At 71.1% G+C, this 14,603-nt stretch carries 14 protein-coding genes; 8 read left to right on the plus strand and 6 right to left on the minus strand.

Annotated features, from left to right (window positions below; genetic code table 11):
- Positions 1-6: 6 nt before the first annotated feature.
- Entirely contained in the window at positions 7-213 is a 207-nt protein-coding gene (locus ACWD02_RS25490; RefSeq protein ID WP_451214744.1) for a DUF397 domain-containing protein, read from the plus strand.
- Between the two features lie 427 nt (positions 214-640).
- Here the strand turns inward: ACWD02_RS25490 and ACWD02_RS25495 are convergent, their stop codons facing one another.
- Positions 641-1,606 carry a hypothetical protein gene (locus tag ACWD02_RS25495; RefSeq protein ID WP_451214745.1) on the minus strand — a complete coding sequence of 322 codons (966 nt, stop codon included), beginning with the start codon at positions 1,604-1,606 and terminating at the stop codon, positions 641-643.
- Positions 1,607-1,818: 212 nt separating this feature from the next.
- Between ACWD02_RS25495 and ACWD02_RS25500 the strand changes: the two genes are divergently transcribed.
- The gene (locus ACWD02_RS25500) at positions 1,819-2,439 is read left to right on the plus strand and encodes a DJ-1/PfpI family protein (protein WP_451214746.1); all 621 of its coding nucleotides are present in this window, start codon (positions 1,819-1,821) and stop codon (positions 2,437-2,439) included.
- A gap of 52 nt (positions 2,440-2,491) precedes the next feature.
- Entirely contained in the window at positions 2,492-3,202 is a 711-nt protein-coding gene (locus ACWD02_RS25505) for a hypothetical protein (RefSeq protein WP_451214747.1), read from the plus strand.
- Positions 3,203-3,237: 35 nt separating this feature from the next.
- On the opposite strand, the gene ACWD02_RS25510 is transcribed toward ACWD02_RS25505, so the two are convergent.
- Positions 3,238-4,236, minus strand: a complete 999-nt coding sequence (locus tag ACWD02_RS25510; protein ID WP_451214994.1) for an alpha/beta fold hydrolase — start codon at positions 4,234-4,236, stop codon at positions 3,238-3,240.
- A gap of 280 nt (positions 4,237-4,516) precedes the next feature.
- Here ACWD02_RS25510 and ACWD02_RS25515 point away from each other — a divergent pair, with 280 nt between their 5' ends.
- On the plus strand, positions 4,517-4,897 hold the full coding sequence (locus ACWD02_RS25515) for a VOC family protein (RefSeq protein ID WP_451214748.1): 381 nt from the start codon (positions 4,517-4,519) through the stop codon (positions 4,895-4,897).
- Between the two features lie 39 nt (positions 4,898-4,936).
- Here ACWD02_RS25515 and ACWD02_RS25520 read toward each other — a convergent pair whose 3' ends face one another.
- Entirely contained in the window at positions 4,937-6,535 is a 1,599-nt protein-coding gene (locus ACWD02_RS25520) for a FadD3 family acyl-CoA ligase (protein ID WP_451214749.1), read from the minus strand.
- 126 nt (positions 6,536-6,661) lie between these two features.
- Between ACWD02_RS25520 and ACWD02_RS25525 the strand changes: the two genes are divergently transcribed.
- Genes ACWD02_RS25525 through ACWD02_RS25535 form a run of 3 tightly spaced genes read left to right on the plus strand, consistent with a single transcriptional unit; the run spans position 6,662 to position 9,089 of the window.
- Positions 6,662-7,813 (plus strand): lipid-transfer protein, encoded by a 1,152-nt coding sequence (locus tag ACWD02_RS25525; RefSeq protein WP_451214750.1) that lies wholly within the window; start codon positions 6,662-6,664, stop codon positions 7,811-7,813.
- Between the two features lie 59 nt (positions 7,814-7,872).
- Positions 7,873-8,322: a Zn-ribbon domain-containing OB-fold protein gene (locus tag ACWD02_RS25530; RefSeq protein ID WP_451214751.1), complete on the plus strand. Its 450-nt coding sequence runs from the start codon at positions 7,873-7,875 to the stop codon at positions 8,320-8,322.
- Positions 8,319-9,089, plus strand: a complete 771-nt coding sequence (locus tag ACWD02_RS25535) for an enoyl-CoA hydratase/isomerase family protein (protein WP_451214752.1) — start codon at positions 8,319-8,321, stop codon at positions 9,087-9,089. Before ACWD02_RS25530 ends, ACWD02_RS25535 begins: the two co-directional genes overlap by 4 nt.
- 127 nt (positions 9,090-9,216) lie before the next feature.
- Here the strand turns inward: ACWD02_RS25535 and ACWD02_RS25540 are convergent, their stop codons facing one another.
- On the minus strand, positions 9,217-11,574 hold the full coding sequence (locus ACWD02_RS25540; RefSeq protein WP_451214753.1) for an outer membrane protein assembly factor BamB family protein: 2,358 nt from the start codon (positions 11,572-11,574) through the stop codon (positions 9,217-9,219).
- 407 nt (positions 11,575-11,981) lie between these two features.
- Between ACWD02_RS25540 and ACWD02_RS25545 the strand changes: the two genes are divergently transcribed.
- On the plus strand, positions 11,982-12,629 hold the full coding sequence (locus ACWD02_RS25545; protein WP_451214754.1) for a TetR family transcriptional regulator: 648 nt from the start codon (positions 11,982-11,984) through the stop codon (positions 12,627-12,629).
- 101 nt (positions 12,630-12,730) lie between these two features.
- Here the strand turns inward: ACWD02_RS25545 and ACWD02_RS25550 are convergent, their stop codons facing one another.
- Together ACWD02_RS25550 and ACWD02_RS25555 are read right to left on the minus strand one after the other, a co-directional pair.
- The gene (locus ACWD02_RS25550) at positions 12,731-13,207 is read right to left on the minus strand and encodes a nitroreductase family deazaflavin-dependent oxidoreductase (RefSeq protein ID WP_451214755.1); all 477 of its coding nucleotides are present in this window, start codon (positions 13,205-13,207) and stop codon (positions 12,731-12,733) included.
- Positions 13,207-14,487, minus strand: a complete 1,281-nt coding sequence (locus ACWD02_RS25555) for an acyl-CoA dehydrogenase family protein (protein ID WP_451214756.1) — start codon at positions 14,485-14,487, stop codon at positions 13,207-13,209. Before ACWD02_RS25555 ends, ACWD02_RS25550 begins: the two co-directional genes overlap by 1 nt.
- Between the last annotated feature and the right edge of the window lie 116 nt (positions 14,488-14,603).

Below are 14,603 nucleotides of genomic sequence, written 5' to 3' on the forward strand. Positions count from 1 at the left end.
CCAGACATGGCGACGACGACCACTTGGCAGAAGTCCTCATTCTCCGGCGGCGGCGATGGGGCCAACTGCGTCGAACTCAGCGCCCAGCGGATCGGCACCGTCAAGCTCCGCGAGAGCGACGCCCCCGCAACCGAACTTTCGACCACCCCGCAAGGCCTCGCCCGCCTCATACGCCACGTAAAGAGCACGGCACCGAACCACGCGCGCCGATAACAGCGCGGCAGAGCACGCCCCCCCTTCGCCACCGCCTCTTAGCCACCGCTCCTCCGCCCCCACCCCGTACCGGACTCACCGCCGAGGTGCGGGCCGCGTTTTTGGCGCCCTCGCGATTCGCCCCCTGGCCTTGCGGACCGGTCATTTCGGGTGGGTGGGGGCGTGGTTTGGGCATGGAATGCAAAAAAATCCCACGCGCCGACCGTCCGAATCGGCGTGGCGTGGGATTTTTCTGCATCTCGCCCCCAAACGCACGCACCACCCGCAAGCCCACGCGCCACCCGTTAGCCCCTCACCACCGCCAAGCCTTCGCGCCACCCCCAAGCCCCCTCACCACCCCCAACCTCCGCGCCACCCAACGCCCACCAGCACCCCGGGGGCCCCTCTCCCCCCTCCCCCCTCCCTCCCCACCCCACCCCCGGCAACATCAACCGCCCCCTCGCCCCGCCCGCTCCACCGTCGTCCGCACTCTCTCCGTGAACTTTTCCGGTGCCGTGAATACCTCCTCCGCGGCGAAGCGCAGGACCACCCTTACCTCGGGGCATGACGCCAAGTCGTTGTAGCGGGCCAGGTCTCGGCGGTGGGCCTCCTTGGTGCCGTGGTACGCGTAGCCCTCGATCTCGACCACCACGCCCTCCCCGCGGAAGAAGAAGTCCGGGCGCAGGAGGCGGCCCGCCGGCGTCAGGATCCTTGCCTGGGACTCCGGGCGCAGGCCCGCGTCCCGCATCCGGAGTCGGGCCACCGTTTCCGCCGGTGAGCCCGCCCCCGGGTCGGCCAGCGTCAGCCACCGGCGCGCCCTCGCCGACCCCGCCGCCTGCGCCACCGGCGGGGAATCCAAGGCCGCGGCCACCGTGTCGATGCCGCCGATCAACGGGCCCCGCCGGTGACGCCCCCGATATCGGCGGCCGCTCAGCGCCGAGTCAAGAGCCACCACGGCGTCCTCGCGAGGGCCGCCGCGCAACAGATCCGCCAACGTACGCGCGACCGTCGTCACCCGTAGGTCCCCCACCACGGTGATGTCCTCAGGCGGCAGCGGCAGCCGGTGGACGTACGCGCCCGTCTTGCGGCCGACCCCCCGCGGGGCGGTGAACTCAAGCTCCTCCCGTAGTACTTCGATGCGCCACAGCCTCGCCGCCGACCGGTGGCTCGCCACCAGGCCCGGCATCGTCAACTGCCCCGCCCAGACCCGTAACGTCAGGTCGATCTCCCGCCCGGGCTCCGCCCAGCCACCGCCCGGGATACGCGTCCATCCCTCGGCGGCCAGACTCCTCGCCAACGTGCTCCCCGGCCAGCCCGCATCCCTGGCCCAGCGCGTGAGCAACACCCCCTCCACGGCCAACTCCCGCAGCTCACCCCACTTCCCCGCACCTCGCGGCCCTCTTGAACCCCCCATGGCCTCAGGCTGCCCCACATCGGCCGCGCGCGTTTCAGGCTGTGGATATCTGCTCTCATGTGGATAACCCGCACCACCACCGGCCGCGGTGCGTGATGGTGCGTGCTCTCCGTGGCAGTAAAGGTGGGGTCCTCGTCATTGCGGACATTCCCGCCCACCTGAAGACTTGAGTGAAGACCGAAACCATGAACACGACCGGGAGAGGGACTTCCATGCAGATCGCGATCCTGCTCTACGACAAGTTCACCGTCCTTGACGCGATAGGCCCCTACCAGACCCTCTCCGGTCTCCCCGGCGCCGAAGTCGTCTTCGTCGCCGAGCAGGCGGGCCCCGTCCTCGACGACAACCGGAGCCTCTCCCTCGTCGCCACGAAGTCCCTCGCCGAGGTCAGCAGCCCGGACATCGTCGTCGTACCCGGCAGCCCCGAGCCCGACCTGAAGAACGAGGCCGTGCTCAGCTGGCTGCGCGCCGTTGACGCCGGCACCACCTGGACCACGTCCGTCTGCACCGGCTCGCTCATCCTCGCCGCCGCCGGGCTCCTCAAGGGCCGCCGGGCCACGTCCCATTGGCTGGCGCTCGAACAGATCAAGCAGTTCGGCGTCGACTCGACCGGGCAACGCGTCGTCTTCGACGGGAAGTACGTCACCGGAGCGGGCGTCTCCGCCGGGATCGATCTGGGCCTCACGCTCGCCGGGAAGATCGCGGGCGACGAGCACGCGCAGACCGTGCAGCTCCTCATCGAGTACGACCCCCAGCCGCCGTACGACGCCGGCTCCCCGGACAAGGCCCCGGCCGCGCTGGTCGAGAAATTCCGGGCCCAGACCGTGTCCTAGCCGTGTCCCGAGCGGGCCGTGGGCGTCGCACAACCGTGGCAGAGTCGCGGGCATGGTCCGCTTGAGACGCACGCCCGGCAGGGTCACCTCGACGCAGCGGCGCCGACTCGGCGCCGTGTCCGCTCTCCTTGCCTGCGCCGCCACGGCCTCCCTCACCGGCTGCGGCGAGCAGCGCCACGACACCGCGGCGAACCCCTCCGCGGCCGGAGCTCCCACCACCATCAGCCCCACCACCATCAGCCCCACCACCATCGGCCCCTCCACCATCGGTCCCACCACGACCAGCCCCACCACCACAAGCTCCCCCGCCCCCGGCCCCTCCCCTTACGTGGAGCCCGGCGTCGTCGACGGTGCACCGCACAACGGGGAGAACAACGCCTACCGGCGGCCGGGCGACATGTCCCCGGCGAGCGAGGAAGCCGCCGAGGCCGAGGCCGCTCGCATCAGACCCGTGCTCAAGCGGCTGCACGCGAAGAAGACGTGGGATGCGGACAGCGTGCGGGCAGCCCTCACCGGCGAGCTCGGGTACGAGATCGAGAAGCATGACGGCAAGGGCACGATCCTGAGCGGCGAACTCACCGTCCAGGACATGCGTTCGCGCTACGAGAACGGCGAGTACGTCACTCCCGAAGGGACCATGATCGGCCTGCGCGTACGCGATGACGCCTGCGTCACCGCCTTCGTGCAGCCGACCAACTATGAGGCGCTGGCCAACGGCCCGTTCATGGAGACCGGTTGTATGTCTCCCCCGATCGGCCACTGAGATCCCGGGTTAGGTCGCCCTCCACCCCCCACCGCTCAGTTCGTACTCGGCCCCTGCAACCCCCGCAGCCACCCCACCAGCAACCGGTTCACCTCGAACGCCCTCTCTTGCTGCACCCAGTGCCCGCACCCCTCCAGGATGTGCGAGGACACCAGGCCCGGCAGCGTCTCCGGGAAGGCCTTGATCGCGTCCGCCAGCCACGTCGTCGACGCGTCCTGGTCGCCGCCGATGAACAGTGACGGCTGCGCGATCGGGGCTCCGTCCCACTCGGCCAGGTCCGCCCGGTCGCGGTCGACGTTGCGGTAGCGGCCGAGGGCGCCGGTCAGGCCCGTACGTTCGAACTCCTCGGCGTAGAAGTCGAGGTCGGCGTCCGTCAGCCAGGAGGGCAGTGCCGGCAGGGCTCCTCCCGGCGCGAAACGGTCCGACATCTTCCCGCCCCGGGCCACGAAGTGCAGGCTCGGGCCGTCGGCCGGTGACGGCATCGTGTCGGCCGAGAGCCCCGCGTAGAAACCAGCGAGCCAGCCCCGCACGTCCGGCTCGATCTCCGCCTCGGCTCTTCCCTCCTCCTGGAAGTAGCTGACGTAGAACTCCTCGTCACCACCGATCATGGCGAACGCGTCCGTGGGGCGGAGCCCGCTCCGGGGCGTGTACGGAACGCTCAGCTGGGCCACGGCCGCGAAGACGTCCGGCCTGAGCAGCGCGGAGTTCGCGGCGATGGTCGAACCCCAGTCGTGGCCCACGATCGTCGCGGTCTCCTCGCCCAGGGCGCGTACGACTCCGATGTTGTCGGCGACATGGGCCGTCATCCGGTACGCGTCCACCTCGCGCGGTTTCGACGAGCGTCCGTAGCCACGCACGTCGATCGCCACCGCGCGGAAGCCTGCCTCGGCGAGCACCGGCATCTGGTGGCGCCACGAGTACCAGGACTCGGGGAAGCCGTGGACGAGGAGCACCAAGGGGCCCGTCCCCTGCTCCACCAGGTGAATCCTTCCACCGGGGACGTCGACCAAGCGGTGCTGCATGGAGTGCGGCATTTCTGCTCCCAGGCCAGAATCAACAAAGACGTACCGGATGAGTACGGACCGGACGAGTACGTACCGCATGAGTACGGACCGGACGAGTACGTACCGCATGAGTACGGACCGGACGAGTACGTACGTCATGATGCTGGCCCCCCACCACCCCCGCCCGCGAGGAACTTTGCCGACCCGGCAAATGGCTCAGCCCCACCACCTCACCCGTCCCCAGCCCCAGCCCCTCCCCAGCCAGTAATCCGGTGGACACCCCCCACCCCTCGCCCCGATAGTGCCGCCCATGACCTCTCTCGTGCGCCACCTCACCTTCGACTGTTCCGACGCCTACCGTCAGGCCACCTTCTGGGCCGAGATACTCGGCGGGAAGATCGCCGACGACGACTTTCCCGGAGATCCCGAGGCCCTGGTCACCGCCGAGGGCATGACGCTGCTCTTCGTGACCGTGCCCGACGCCAAGACCGTCAAGAACCGTGTGCACGTCGACCTTCAGCCGCAGGACCGCACCCGCGACGAGGAGGTCGAGCGGGTCGTCGGGCTCGGCGCCAAGATCGTGGGTGACCACCGGCAGCCCGACGGGCGCGGCTGGGTCACCCTCTCCGACCTGGAGGGCAACGAATTCTGCGTCGAGCGCAGCGCCGCCGAGCGGGCGGATCTGACCTGATCTGGCCAGGCCCCGCCAGGCCCGGTCGGCCAAATCGCCTCAGCGGGTGCGGAGTTGCCGCTTCAGCACCTTCCCGCTCGCGTTCCTCGGCAGTTCCGTGACGAACTCGATCTCCCGGGGCACCTTGTAGTTCGCCATCTCGCGGCGCGACCACGCGATCAGGTCGTCGGAGGTGAGGACCGCCCCCGGCCTCCGCACCACGTACGCCTTGCCGACCTCTCCGAGGCGCGGGTCCGGTACGCCGATCACCGCCACGTCCGCGACCTGCGGGTGTACGCCGATGAGTTGCTCTATCTCGGCGGGGTAGGCGTTGAAGCCGCCGACGATGAACATGTCCTTGATGCGGTCCGTGATGCGGAGGTTGCCTGCTTCGTCCAGGACGCCGACGTCGCCCGTGCGCAGCCAGCCGTCCGGCGTGAGGGTCTTCTTCGTTTCCGCGGGGTCCTCGAAGTAGCCCTGCATGACGTTGTGTCCGCGTACGAGGATTTCTCCGGGGCGGCCCGGTGAGAGTGCTTCGCCGCCGGGGTTGACCACCCGTACCTCCGTGTCGGGGATGGCGCGGCCCGAGGTCGACGCGATGATCCCCGCTGCGTCTCCCCGGCGGCACATGGTGACGATGCCGCTCGCCTCGGAGAGGCCGTACGCCGTCAGGACCGTGGCGATGTGCAGTTCGGTGCGCAGGCGCTCGACGAGTTGCAGGGGGACGACCGCCGCGCCCGTCACGACCAGGCGGAGGGCCGACAGGTCGTGCTGGTCGCGGGCGGGGTGGTCGAGGAGGGACTGGTGGAGGGTGGGCGGGCCGGGGAGGACGGAGATGCGTTCGGCCGCGACGTTCGCGAGCACCGTGTCCACGTTGAAGACGGGTTGGGGGATCATCGTCGCGCCGCGCATCAGGCAGGCGATGATGCCTGCCTTGTAGCCGAAGGTGTGGAAGAACGGGTTGACGATGAGGTAGCGGTCGCCTTCTCGCAGGCCGGCGAGTTCGCTCCAGATGTCGTAGCAGCGCAGGGTCTGGGCGTGGGTGATGACGGCGCCCTTGGGGCGGCCTGTCGTGCCCGATGTGTAGATGATGTCCGAGGGTGTCGCGCCGTCGACGCTTTCCGCGCGTTCGCGTACGTCGGCGCCGCTCACGCCGTCGCCGCTGGCCAGGAAGTCCTTCCAGGTGCGGAAGTCCTCGGGGGCGTCGTCGGAGAGGACCACCACCTGTTCCAGGTGCGGGAGGCCGGGCAGCGGGCCGTCTCCCTTGCCTTCCTGGGTGGCGCGGCGCAGTGAGGCGACGTATGACGTGCCGAGGAAGGTGCCGGTCACGAAGAGCAGTTTCGCGCGGCTGCGTTGCAGGACGTAGGACGCTTCGGCGCCCTTGAAGCGGGTGTTCAGGGGGACGAGGACGGCGCCTGCCGAGACCGCGCCCAGTGCCGAGACGATCCAGTCCAGGGTGTTGGGGGCCCAGACGGCGACTCTGTCGCCGGAGTTGACGCCGTTGGCCATGCATGCGGCGGCGGCTCTTTCGACGCGTCGGCCGAGTTCCGCGTACGTGACGCGGGTGCGGCCCTCGACGACGGCCTCGCGGTCGCCGTACCGCTCGGCGGCTGCCCGGACAAGTCCCGGGATGCTGCCCCACTCCAGGTCGCCGCGCATCGCAAGCCCCTCCGCCGCAGTAGCTGACTATCCGTCAGATTAGCTGTAACCTGACGCGCTGTCAGCAGTCGGGACGACGTATGGCGAAGCCCTGGAGCCTCGCCACTCGCGGAGGTGCCGTTGCCCATGGCTTCACTCAAAGACGCTACAGCGATAGTCGGGATCGGACAGACCGCCTTCGCGAAACAACTGGCCGATGATGAGAAGACGTTGGCCTGCCGGGCGATCCTCGCCGCGCTCGACGACGCGGGCATCGCCCCGTCCGAGGTCGACGCCTTCGCCTCGTACACGATGGAGGAGACGGACGAGGTCGAGGTCGCCAAGGCGATCGGCGCGGGTGACGTGACCTTCTTCAGCAAGGTCGGCTACGGGGGCGGCGGTTCCTGCGCGACCATCGCGCACCTCGCGGCAGCCGTCGCCACCGGGCAGGCGAGCGTGGGCATCGCCTGGCGTTCCCGCAAGCGGGGCAGCGGGCCGCGCCCCTGGAAGAACACCGCGGTCCAACTCCCCACCCCCGGCCAGTGGACACGCCCCTTCGGCCTCCTCCGGCCCGCGGACGAGATCGGGATGCTGGCCCGCCGCTACATGCACGAGTACGGAGCCACCCGCGACCACCTCTTCAACGTCGCCCTCGCGTGCAGGAACCGGGCCAACCAGAACCCCGCCGCGATGATGTACGAACGGCCGCTCACCCGCGAGATGTACATGTCGTCGAGGTGGATCAGCGAGCCGCTGTGCCTCTTCGACAACTGCCTGGAGACGGACGGCGCGTTGGCGTGTGTCATCGTCTCCGCCGAGCGGGCGCGGGACTGCCGGCAAAGGCCCGTGTACGTCCACTCCGTCGCCCAGGGGCTGCCCGCGCAGCACCACGGGATGGTCAACTACTGGAACGACGACCCGCTGACCGGACCCGCCTGGACCGCGGCCCGACACCTCTGGAAGCAGGCGGATTTCGCCCCCGAGGACGTGGACGTGGCCCAGATCTACGACGCGTTCACCCCCCTGATCCCGCTGTCCCTGGAGGGCTACGGCTTCTGCGGCCGGGGCGAGGGCGGCGCGTTCACGGAGGGCGGCGCGCTGGAGAGCGGGGGCCGGCTGCCGATCAACACCGGGGGCGGCGGCCTGAGCGAGGCGTACGTCCACGGCTTCAACCTCATCAACGAGGGCGTGAAGCAACTGCGGGGGACGAGTACGGCCCAAGTCCCGGATGCCGCCACGTGTTTGGTGACGGCAGGCGAAGGCGTACCGACGTCAGCCGTTCTGCTGCGCGCCCCATAGGAGCGCCGGGAACCGCGCGACAGGCCACGACGAACCCGCAGCCGGACAAGGACGATCACATGGCAGACGCGACCACCGAGCCTCTACTGTCCCCGACCATCGACACCGACGGCGCCCCCTTCTGGGAGTACGCGGCCCGAGGTGAACTCCGGATACAGGCCTGCACCGCCTGCGGCGAGCTCAGGTTCCCGCCAAGGCCCTGCTGCCCGCACTGCCAGTCCTTCGCATCCGAATGGCGCCGGATGAGCGGCCGCGGCCGCATCTGGTCCTATGTGCGCCCGCACCCACCTCTGCTCCCCGCCTACGCCGCACAGGCCCCGTACAACGCGATCATCGTCGAGCTTGCCGACGCCCCCCGCATCCGGCTCGTCGGCAACCTCGTCGCCGCCCCGGACGCCCCGCTGGACTCCGTCGAGCCCGAGCGCCTGCGCATCGGAGCGAAGGTGCAGGTCGCGTTCACCGACGTGGACGGGGTCGCGATGCCCCGCTGGCTCCTGGAGCGGCCGTGAGCCTGCGCACGGAGACCGACAAGGACACGGGGGTCGCGGTCGTCACGCTCGACCGGCCCGCACGGCACAACGCCATCGACGGCGAGATGTCCGTGCAACTCAGCGCCGCCTGGCGTGAGTTCCGATTCGACGACACCGTGCGGGCGATCGTCCTCACCGGCGCCGGGGAGAAGGCGTTCTGCACGGGCATCGACCGCGACACGGACGTGCCGCAGCCCGGCTCCCCCTACTCGATGGACGATCCGCTCCTCTCCGTCGGGCCCAAGGCCAACGACCTGTGGAAGCCGGTGATCGCGGCGGTCAACGGGATGGCGTGCGGCGGCGCGTTCTACCTCCTGGGTGAGGCGGAGTTCGTGATCGCCGCCGAGCACGCCACGTTCTTCGACCCGCACACCACCTACGGCATGGTCAGCGCGTACGAGTCGATCCTCATGGCGCAGCGCATGCCGCTGGGCGAGGTCGCGAGGATGTCGCTGATGGGGGCGGCCGAGCGGATTTCCGCGCGGAGGGCGTACGAGACGGGCCTGGTCTCCGAACTGGCCCCCTCCGCCGACCTCTTGACGGCGGCCACGAGCGCGGCCGAGGTGATCGCGTCCCAGCCGTCCGAGCCGGTCCAGGGCACGGTGCGCGCGCTGTGGGCGGCGAAGGAGGCGGCCCGCACGCAGGCACTCGCGCAGGCCCCGCACCTCATCGCGCTCGGCAACGTGCCGCCGGAGCGGCAGGCGGGGCTCTTCACGGGGCGGGGCGGCGGCTTCCGTATCAGGTGACGCGGCGTCCCGCCTGGCAGGGTTCACGCACTCGGCGTAACGTCACGAGTGGACGGCCGCCGTCCGGAGCCCCTTCCAAAGCTGGTGCGACGGCCGTCACGAGGCGTGGCCCCCGACCCTGCGGTCCCTAGGAGCGCGCGGTGCCCGTCCCCCGCTCCGCGTCCAGCGCGTACACGCAGCGGTCCTTGCTGCACGCGTACACGACGCCGTCCCGCACCACCGGTGCCCCGGTGATCTCGCCGCCCGTGGCCAGCTTCCAGCGCAGGCGGCCGTCGTCGGCCTTCAGCGTGTACAGCAGGTGGTCCGTCGACCCGAAGTGGATCCGCCGGTCGGCCACGACGGGCGTGCCGACGACCTCGCCGCCCGCCTGGAAGCGCCACTTCGGGGTGCCCGTGACCGCGTCAAGGGTGTAGAGCCCCTTGCCGCTGCCCACGTGGACGTGGCCGTCGGCGACCAGGACCGGCTCGATGGACGCACGGGACTCCGTGGCGATGCGCCACCGGTCGCGGCCGTCCGTGGCATCGAGGGCGTAGACGGTGCCCAGGTAGTCCGCGAGGTACACGCCGCCGCCGGTGACCGCGGGCCCCGGCGCGAACGCGGGCGGACACAGGAACGCGGCGGGCGCCTCGAAGTGCCAGCGGACGCGGCCGACCGCCACGTCGATGGCGAGGACCCGGGAGCCCGCGGACACGTACACGTACCCGTCCTGGGCGGGCGCGAGGCGCACCGGGACGCCGCCGCAGGAGGCCGCGTCGCCGATGGGGTACGACCAGCGCTCGTCGCCCGTGCGGGCCTCCAGGGCGCGCAGGCGGGCGTTCTGCCAGACGTAGACCGTGCCGTCGTGGACGACGGGTCCGGCCTCGGGGGTCTCGAAGTCGGTCTGTGCCCCGGTGATCTCCCAGAGCTTCTCGCCGTTCGCGGCCTCCCATGCCTGTACGCCGCCGCCGCGCGTCCCGGTCACGACGGTGCCGCGGTCGGCCTGCAGGGAGTACACCCAGGCGTCGGTGTTCAGGCGCCACAGGTCGGTGCCGTCGGCGCCGTCCAGTGCGTAGAGCGTGGGGCCGTCGGAAGCGTGGATACGTCCGTCGGCGACGCCCATGGACCAGGCGACGTCGCGCGTCTTGAAGCTGCGGCGGCCTGTGCCGACGTCCAGGGCGTGGACCTCGAAGGACGTGACGTACACGAGGTTGCCGGCCACGGCGGGCGTGCCCCACACGTCGTTGGACATCCGGAAGCGCCACGGGCGCCACGCGGCCCCCGCGTCCGGCGCGGCGGCGGGGGCGGGCACCACGGGGTCGGCGCCGTTCACCGCGGCCTTGGACCGCGACCAGGAGGCGGCGAGCCCGGTGTCGGCGGGCACGGCGCTCACGGCGGCGCGTGCGTCGGCCACCCGTGGTCCCGGACCGATCGGCACCTTCGCCCCGGCGAGGTGCACGGGGCCGGCGTCCGGCACGCCTCCGAAGGGCGGCGGCTGCGTGGGCGGTACCGGCGGTGCGTGCTGCGGAGGGGGCGGCGCGACGGCGGGGGCGCCACCGCGGCCGCCGCTCCTGCCGGAGGAGGCGAGCGCGGGCCGCGCGGGCGGACGGCCGCCCCGGCGGGACTCGATGAGGGCGACGGCCCGCTCCGGAAGCCACGCGGAGGCCGTGCCGCTGTCGCCGTCCTCGCTCTCGGAGGCGAAGAGGTGGGGTGCGAGCTGCGCCTGGAGGTCGGCGGGGCTGGGCCGCAGCGGGGCCTCCATCTGCATGCACGTCTCGATGAGCGGACGCAGCTCGTCGGGGAGTCCCTCCAGGTCAGGGCCCTCGCGAAGGAGCATGAAGACGGTCTCCACGGGGTTCGCCCCGTGGAAGGGGGCGTGCCCGGTGGCGGCGAAGACGAGCATCGAGCCGAGCGAGAAGACGTCACTGGCGCCGGTGACGCTGCGCGAGTCCTTCGCCTGCTCGGGCGACATGTACGCGGGCGTGCCCACGGCGACGTTCGTCATGGTCAGGCGGGTGTTGGAGACGCCGGACGCGATGCCGAAGTCGATCACACGCGGGCCGTCCTCCACCACGAGGACGTTCGACGGCTTGAGGTCACGGTGGACGAGGCCGGCGCCGTGGATGGACTCCAGGGCCTCGGCGACGCCCGCTGCCAGCCAGCGCACGGCCTGGGTGGGCAGCGGCCCGTGTTCGTTCACTATTTCTTCGAGCGAGGGAGCGGGCACGTAGGCGGTGGCCAGCCACGGCACGGCCGCGCGCGGGTCGGCGTCGACGACGGCGGCCGTGTAGAAACCGGACACCGCCCGTGCCGCCTCGACCTCGCGCGTGAAGCGGACGCGGAACAGCTGGTCCTCGGCGAGCTCGGTCCTGACCGTCTTGATCGCCACGCGCCGCCCTGACGCGGAGCGCGCGAGGTAGACAAGGCCCATGCCACCGGCTCCGAGCCGGCCGAGCACCTCGAACGGGCCGATCCGCCTCGGATCGTGCTGCGTCAGCTGATCCACCACTTGCCCTGCCACCTCCCCGTACCCGGGCGCCGTATGAGCGGCCCCGTGCAGCGTCTCACCACCGAGCCGCTACGGCGGCACGCACCCTGATTCTTCCTGTCCGGGGCGGTGGTTGCGAACCCGGGGCGGGATCGGGGTGTTGTGGGACAAAGAAGACGCAAGAAGAAGGAGATATGTGAGCGAAACTTGATTCGAACAGCTTCTCGAACGTGTGATCTATTCAATGATCGGCCGCCACTTCTCGTGAGAGCCACCCCCGATCCGCCACCCGACCCGGCGCCCGGCCACCGCACGACCGGCGCCCGACCAGCGCCCGACCGGCGTACGGAAACGCAAGGAATACGGCCCCCAACCCCATTTGCACTCGGCCGAATCGCGCTCCGATCACCCCTCGGTAAGCTGACGGCATGACAGGACAGGTACGTACCGTCGACGGCCGCGTGGCCGGTCGGCGCGGTCAGGCGACGCGTCAAAAGCTGCTCGACTGCCTCAGCGAGATGCTCAGCTCCTCGCCCTACCGGGACGTCAAAGTCATCGACGTCGCCCGGAAGGCGGGGACTTCACCCGCGACCTTCTACCAGTACTTCCCGGACGTCGAGGGCGCCGTCCTGGAGATCGCCGAACAAATGGCCGCCGAGGGCGCTGAGTTGACCCAGCTCCTCGACGGCCGCTCCTGGGTCGGCAAGGCGGGGTGGCAGACCGCACAGGAGCTGGTCGACGGCTTCCTCGAATTCTGGCGCAAGAACGACGCGATCCTCCGGGTCGTCGATCTGGGCGCCGCCGAGGGCGACAAGCGCTTCTACAAGATCCGCATGAAGATCCTGAACTCGGTCAACAACTCCCTTACGGACACGGTCAAGGAACTCCAGGCCAAGGGCAAGGTCGACAAGGACGTGAACCCGGCGGCGATGGCGGGCTCCCTGGTCGCCATGCTCGCCGCGGTCGCCTCGCACCAGCGGGGTTTCCAGACCTGGGGTGTCAAACAGGCCGAACTGAAGCCGAACCTCGCGCTGTTGGTGCATCTGGGCGTAACAGGCAAGAAGCCGACGAAGTAGGGCAGCCGGCACGACTCTTCCTCTCTTCTGACGCTTCCCAAGTCCTGTCACCGCAGCGGCGGATCACGGGTGCCCCCGTGGTCCGCCGCCGTGTTCCCCGTTCAGTCCGTGCGCCGCTCCAGGCGGAACAGACGGATCTCGCGTTCCACCCGGGACTGGTACGTCGCGTACGGCGGCCAGAACTTCAGCGCCGCCCCCCAGGCCGCGGCCCGCTCGTCGCCCGCCAACAGCCGTGCCCTGACCGGGATGTCCTTGCCCTGCCAGTTGATGTCGGCCTCCGGATGGGCGATGAGGTTGCCGGTCCAGGCAGGGTGCCCCGGCCGCCCGAAATTCGAGCCGATCAGGACCCAACTCCCTGATTCCTCCGGCATACAGGCCAGCGGAGTGCGCCGCGGAACCCCGCTCTTGGCGCCGCGCACCGTCAGGATCACCCCCGGCAGCATCTTCGCGCTGAGCAGCACCTTGCCGCGCGTGAGGCGGTGCACCGTGCGGTCCATCGCGGGGATGACGTGCGGTGCGATCTTCGCGAAGGCGCGGGTGGACGACACCTTCTGCACCAGGCGGACACCGGGGGGCATCAGACGGCCACCCTCGGCTGAGCCGTGCCCTGTGCCGCGCCCTGTGCCGTGCCTGGCCCCGCTCCCGATCCCGCTCCCGATCCCTGCCCCTGCCCCGGCCCCGGCCCCGGCGTGAACAGCTCGGCCCGTTCCGCCGCGCGCGCCCGCAGCCGGTGCACCGGCCCGAAGAGCAGCTCGTCGCTCGACGCCCGCTTGAAGTACAGGTGCGCCTCGTGCTCCCAGGTGAACCCGATGCCGCCGTGCAGCTGCACGGCCTCCGACGCGGCGGTCCGCAGCGCGTCGAGCGCCTGGGCGAGGGCGAGCGCCCCCACCTGTTCGGAGCCGGCACCCGCGGCCCACGCCGCGTAGTACGCGGCCGACCGGGCGGCCTGCACCTGCACGTATACGTCCGCGAGGCGGTGCTTGACCGCCTGGAAGGAGCCGATCGCCCGCCCGAACTGCTCGCGCTGCTTGACGTACTCGACGGTCCGCTCAAGGGCGCGGTCCGCCGCGCCCACGGCCTCGGCGGCGAGCACGGTCGCGGCGACGTCACCGACGGCGGCGAGCGCGCCCGGCACGTCGGCGTCGTCGGAGGTGCCCAGCAACTCGGCCTGCACGTCCCGCAGTTCGACGCGCGCCTGCGGCCGGGTCTCGTCGAGGGAGGTCTGCCGGGTGCACACGAGTCCGGTGGCGTCCTCGCGCACGAGGTAGAGGAGCGTACGGGACCTGGCGAAGCCCCCCGTGTGCGCGGCCACGACGAGCAGGCCCGCGCTGTGGCCGTCGAGGACCTGCTCGGCCTGGCCGTATAGCCGCCAGTGCCCGTCCGCGAGCTTGGCCTGTACGCCGCCCGCACGGCCGCCGCCCGACCAGTCGCCGAGGTTGTCGCCGACCAGGCCGAGGGCGGTGGCGAGGCCCGTGCCGGGCACGGCGAGCGCGGCGGTGAGGGCGCCGGTCGCAATGCGGGACAGGAGGTCCGACCGCTGCTCGTCGGTGCCGAGGCGCTGGATGAGCGGGATGACGAGGGCGGCGGTGGCGAAGAGGGGCGAGGGGGTCAGGGCGCGGCCCAGCTCCTCGCTGCCGAGGGCGAGCTCCGCCGGGCCGCAGCCCACTCCCCCGTACGCCTCGGGGACGGCGATGCCGGGCAGGCCGAGCTGTTCGGCGAGGGTGGACCAGAGGGCCGCGTCGTGTCCTGCGGGGGTGCGGACCGCGGCCTTCACCTCGTCGGGGCCGCAGCGTTTGGTGACGAGCTCACGAAGGGTGCGGCGGATTTCTTCCTGCTCCGCGGTGAAGGCGGCGTCCATCGGCGGGCTCCTCCCCCGGGCCGCGGCCGTGCCCCTCGGCGCCGTGCACGAGGGCGGGCCGACCCGGATCTGACGGGCCGTCATGCTAAGGCGGCGTCCGCCAGATGCACAGGGCC

The sequence above is a fragment of the Streptomyces sp. NPDC002853 genome (assembly GCF_053591915.1).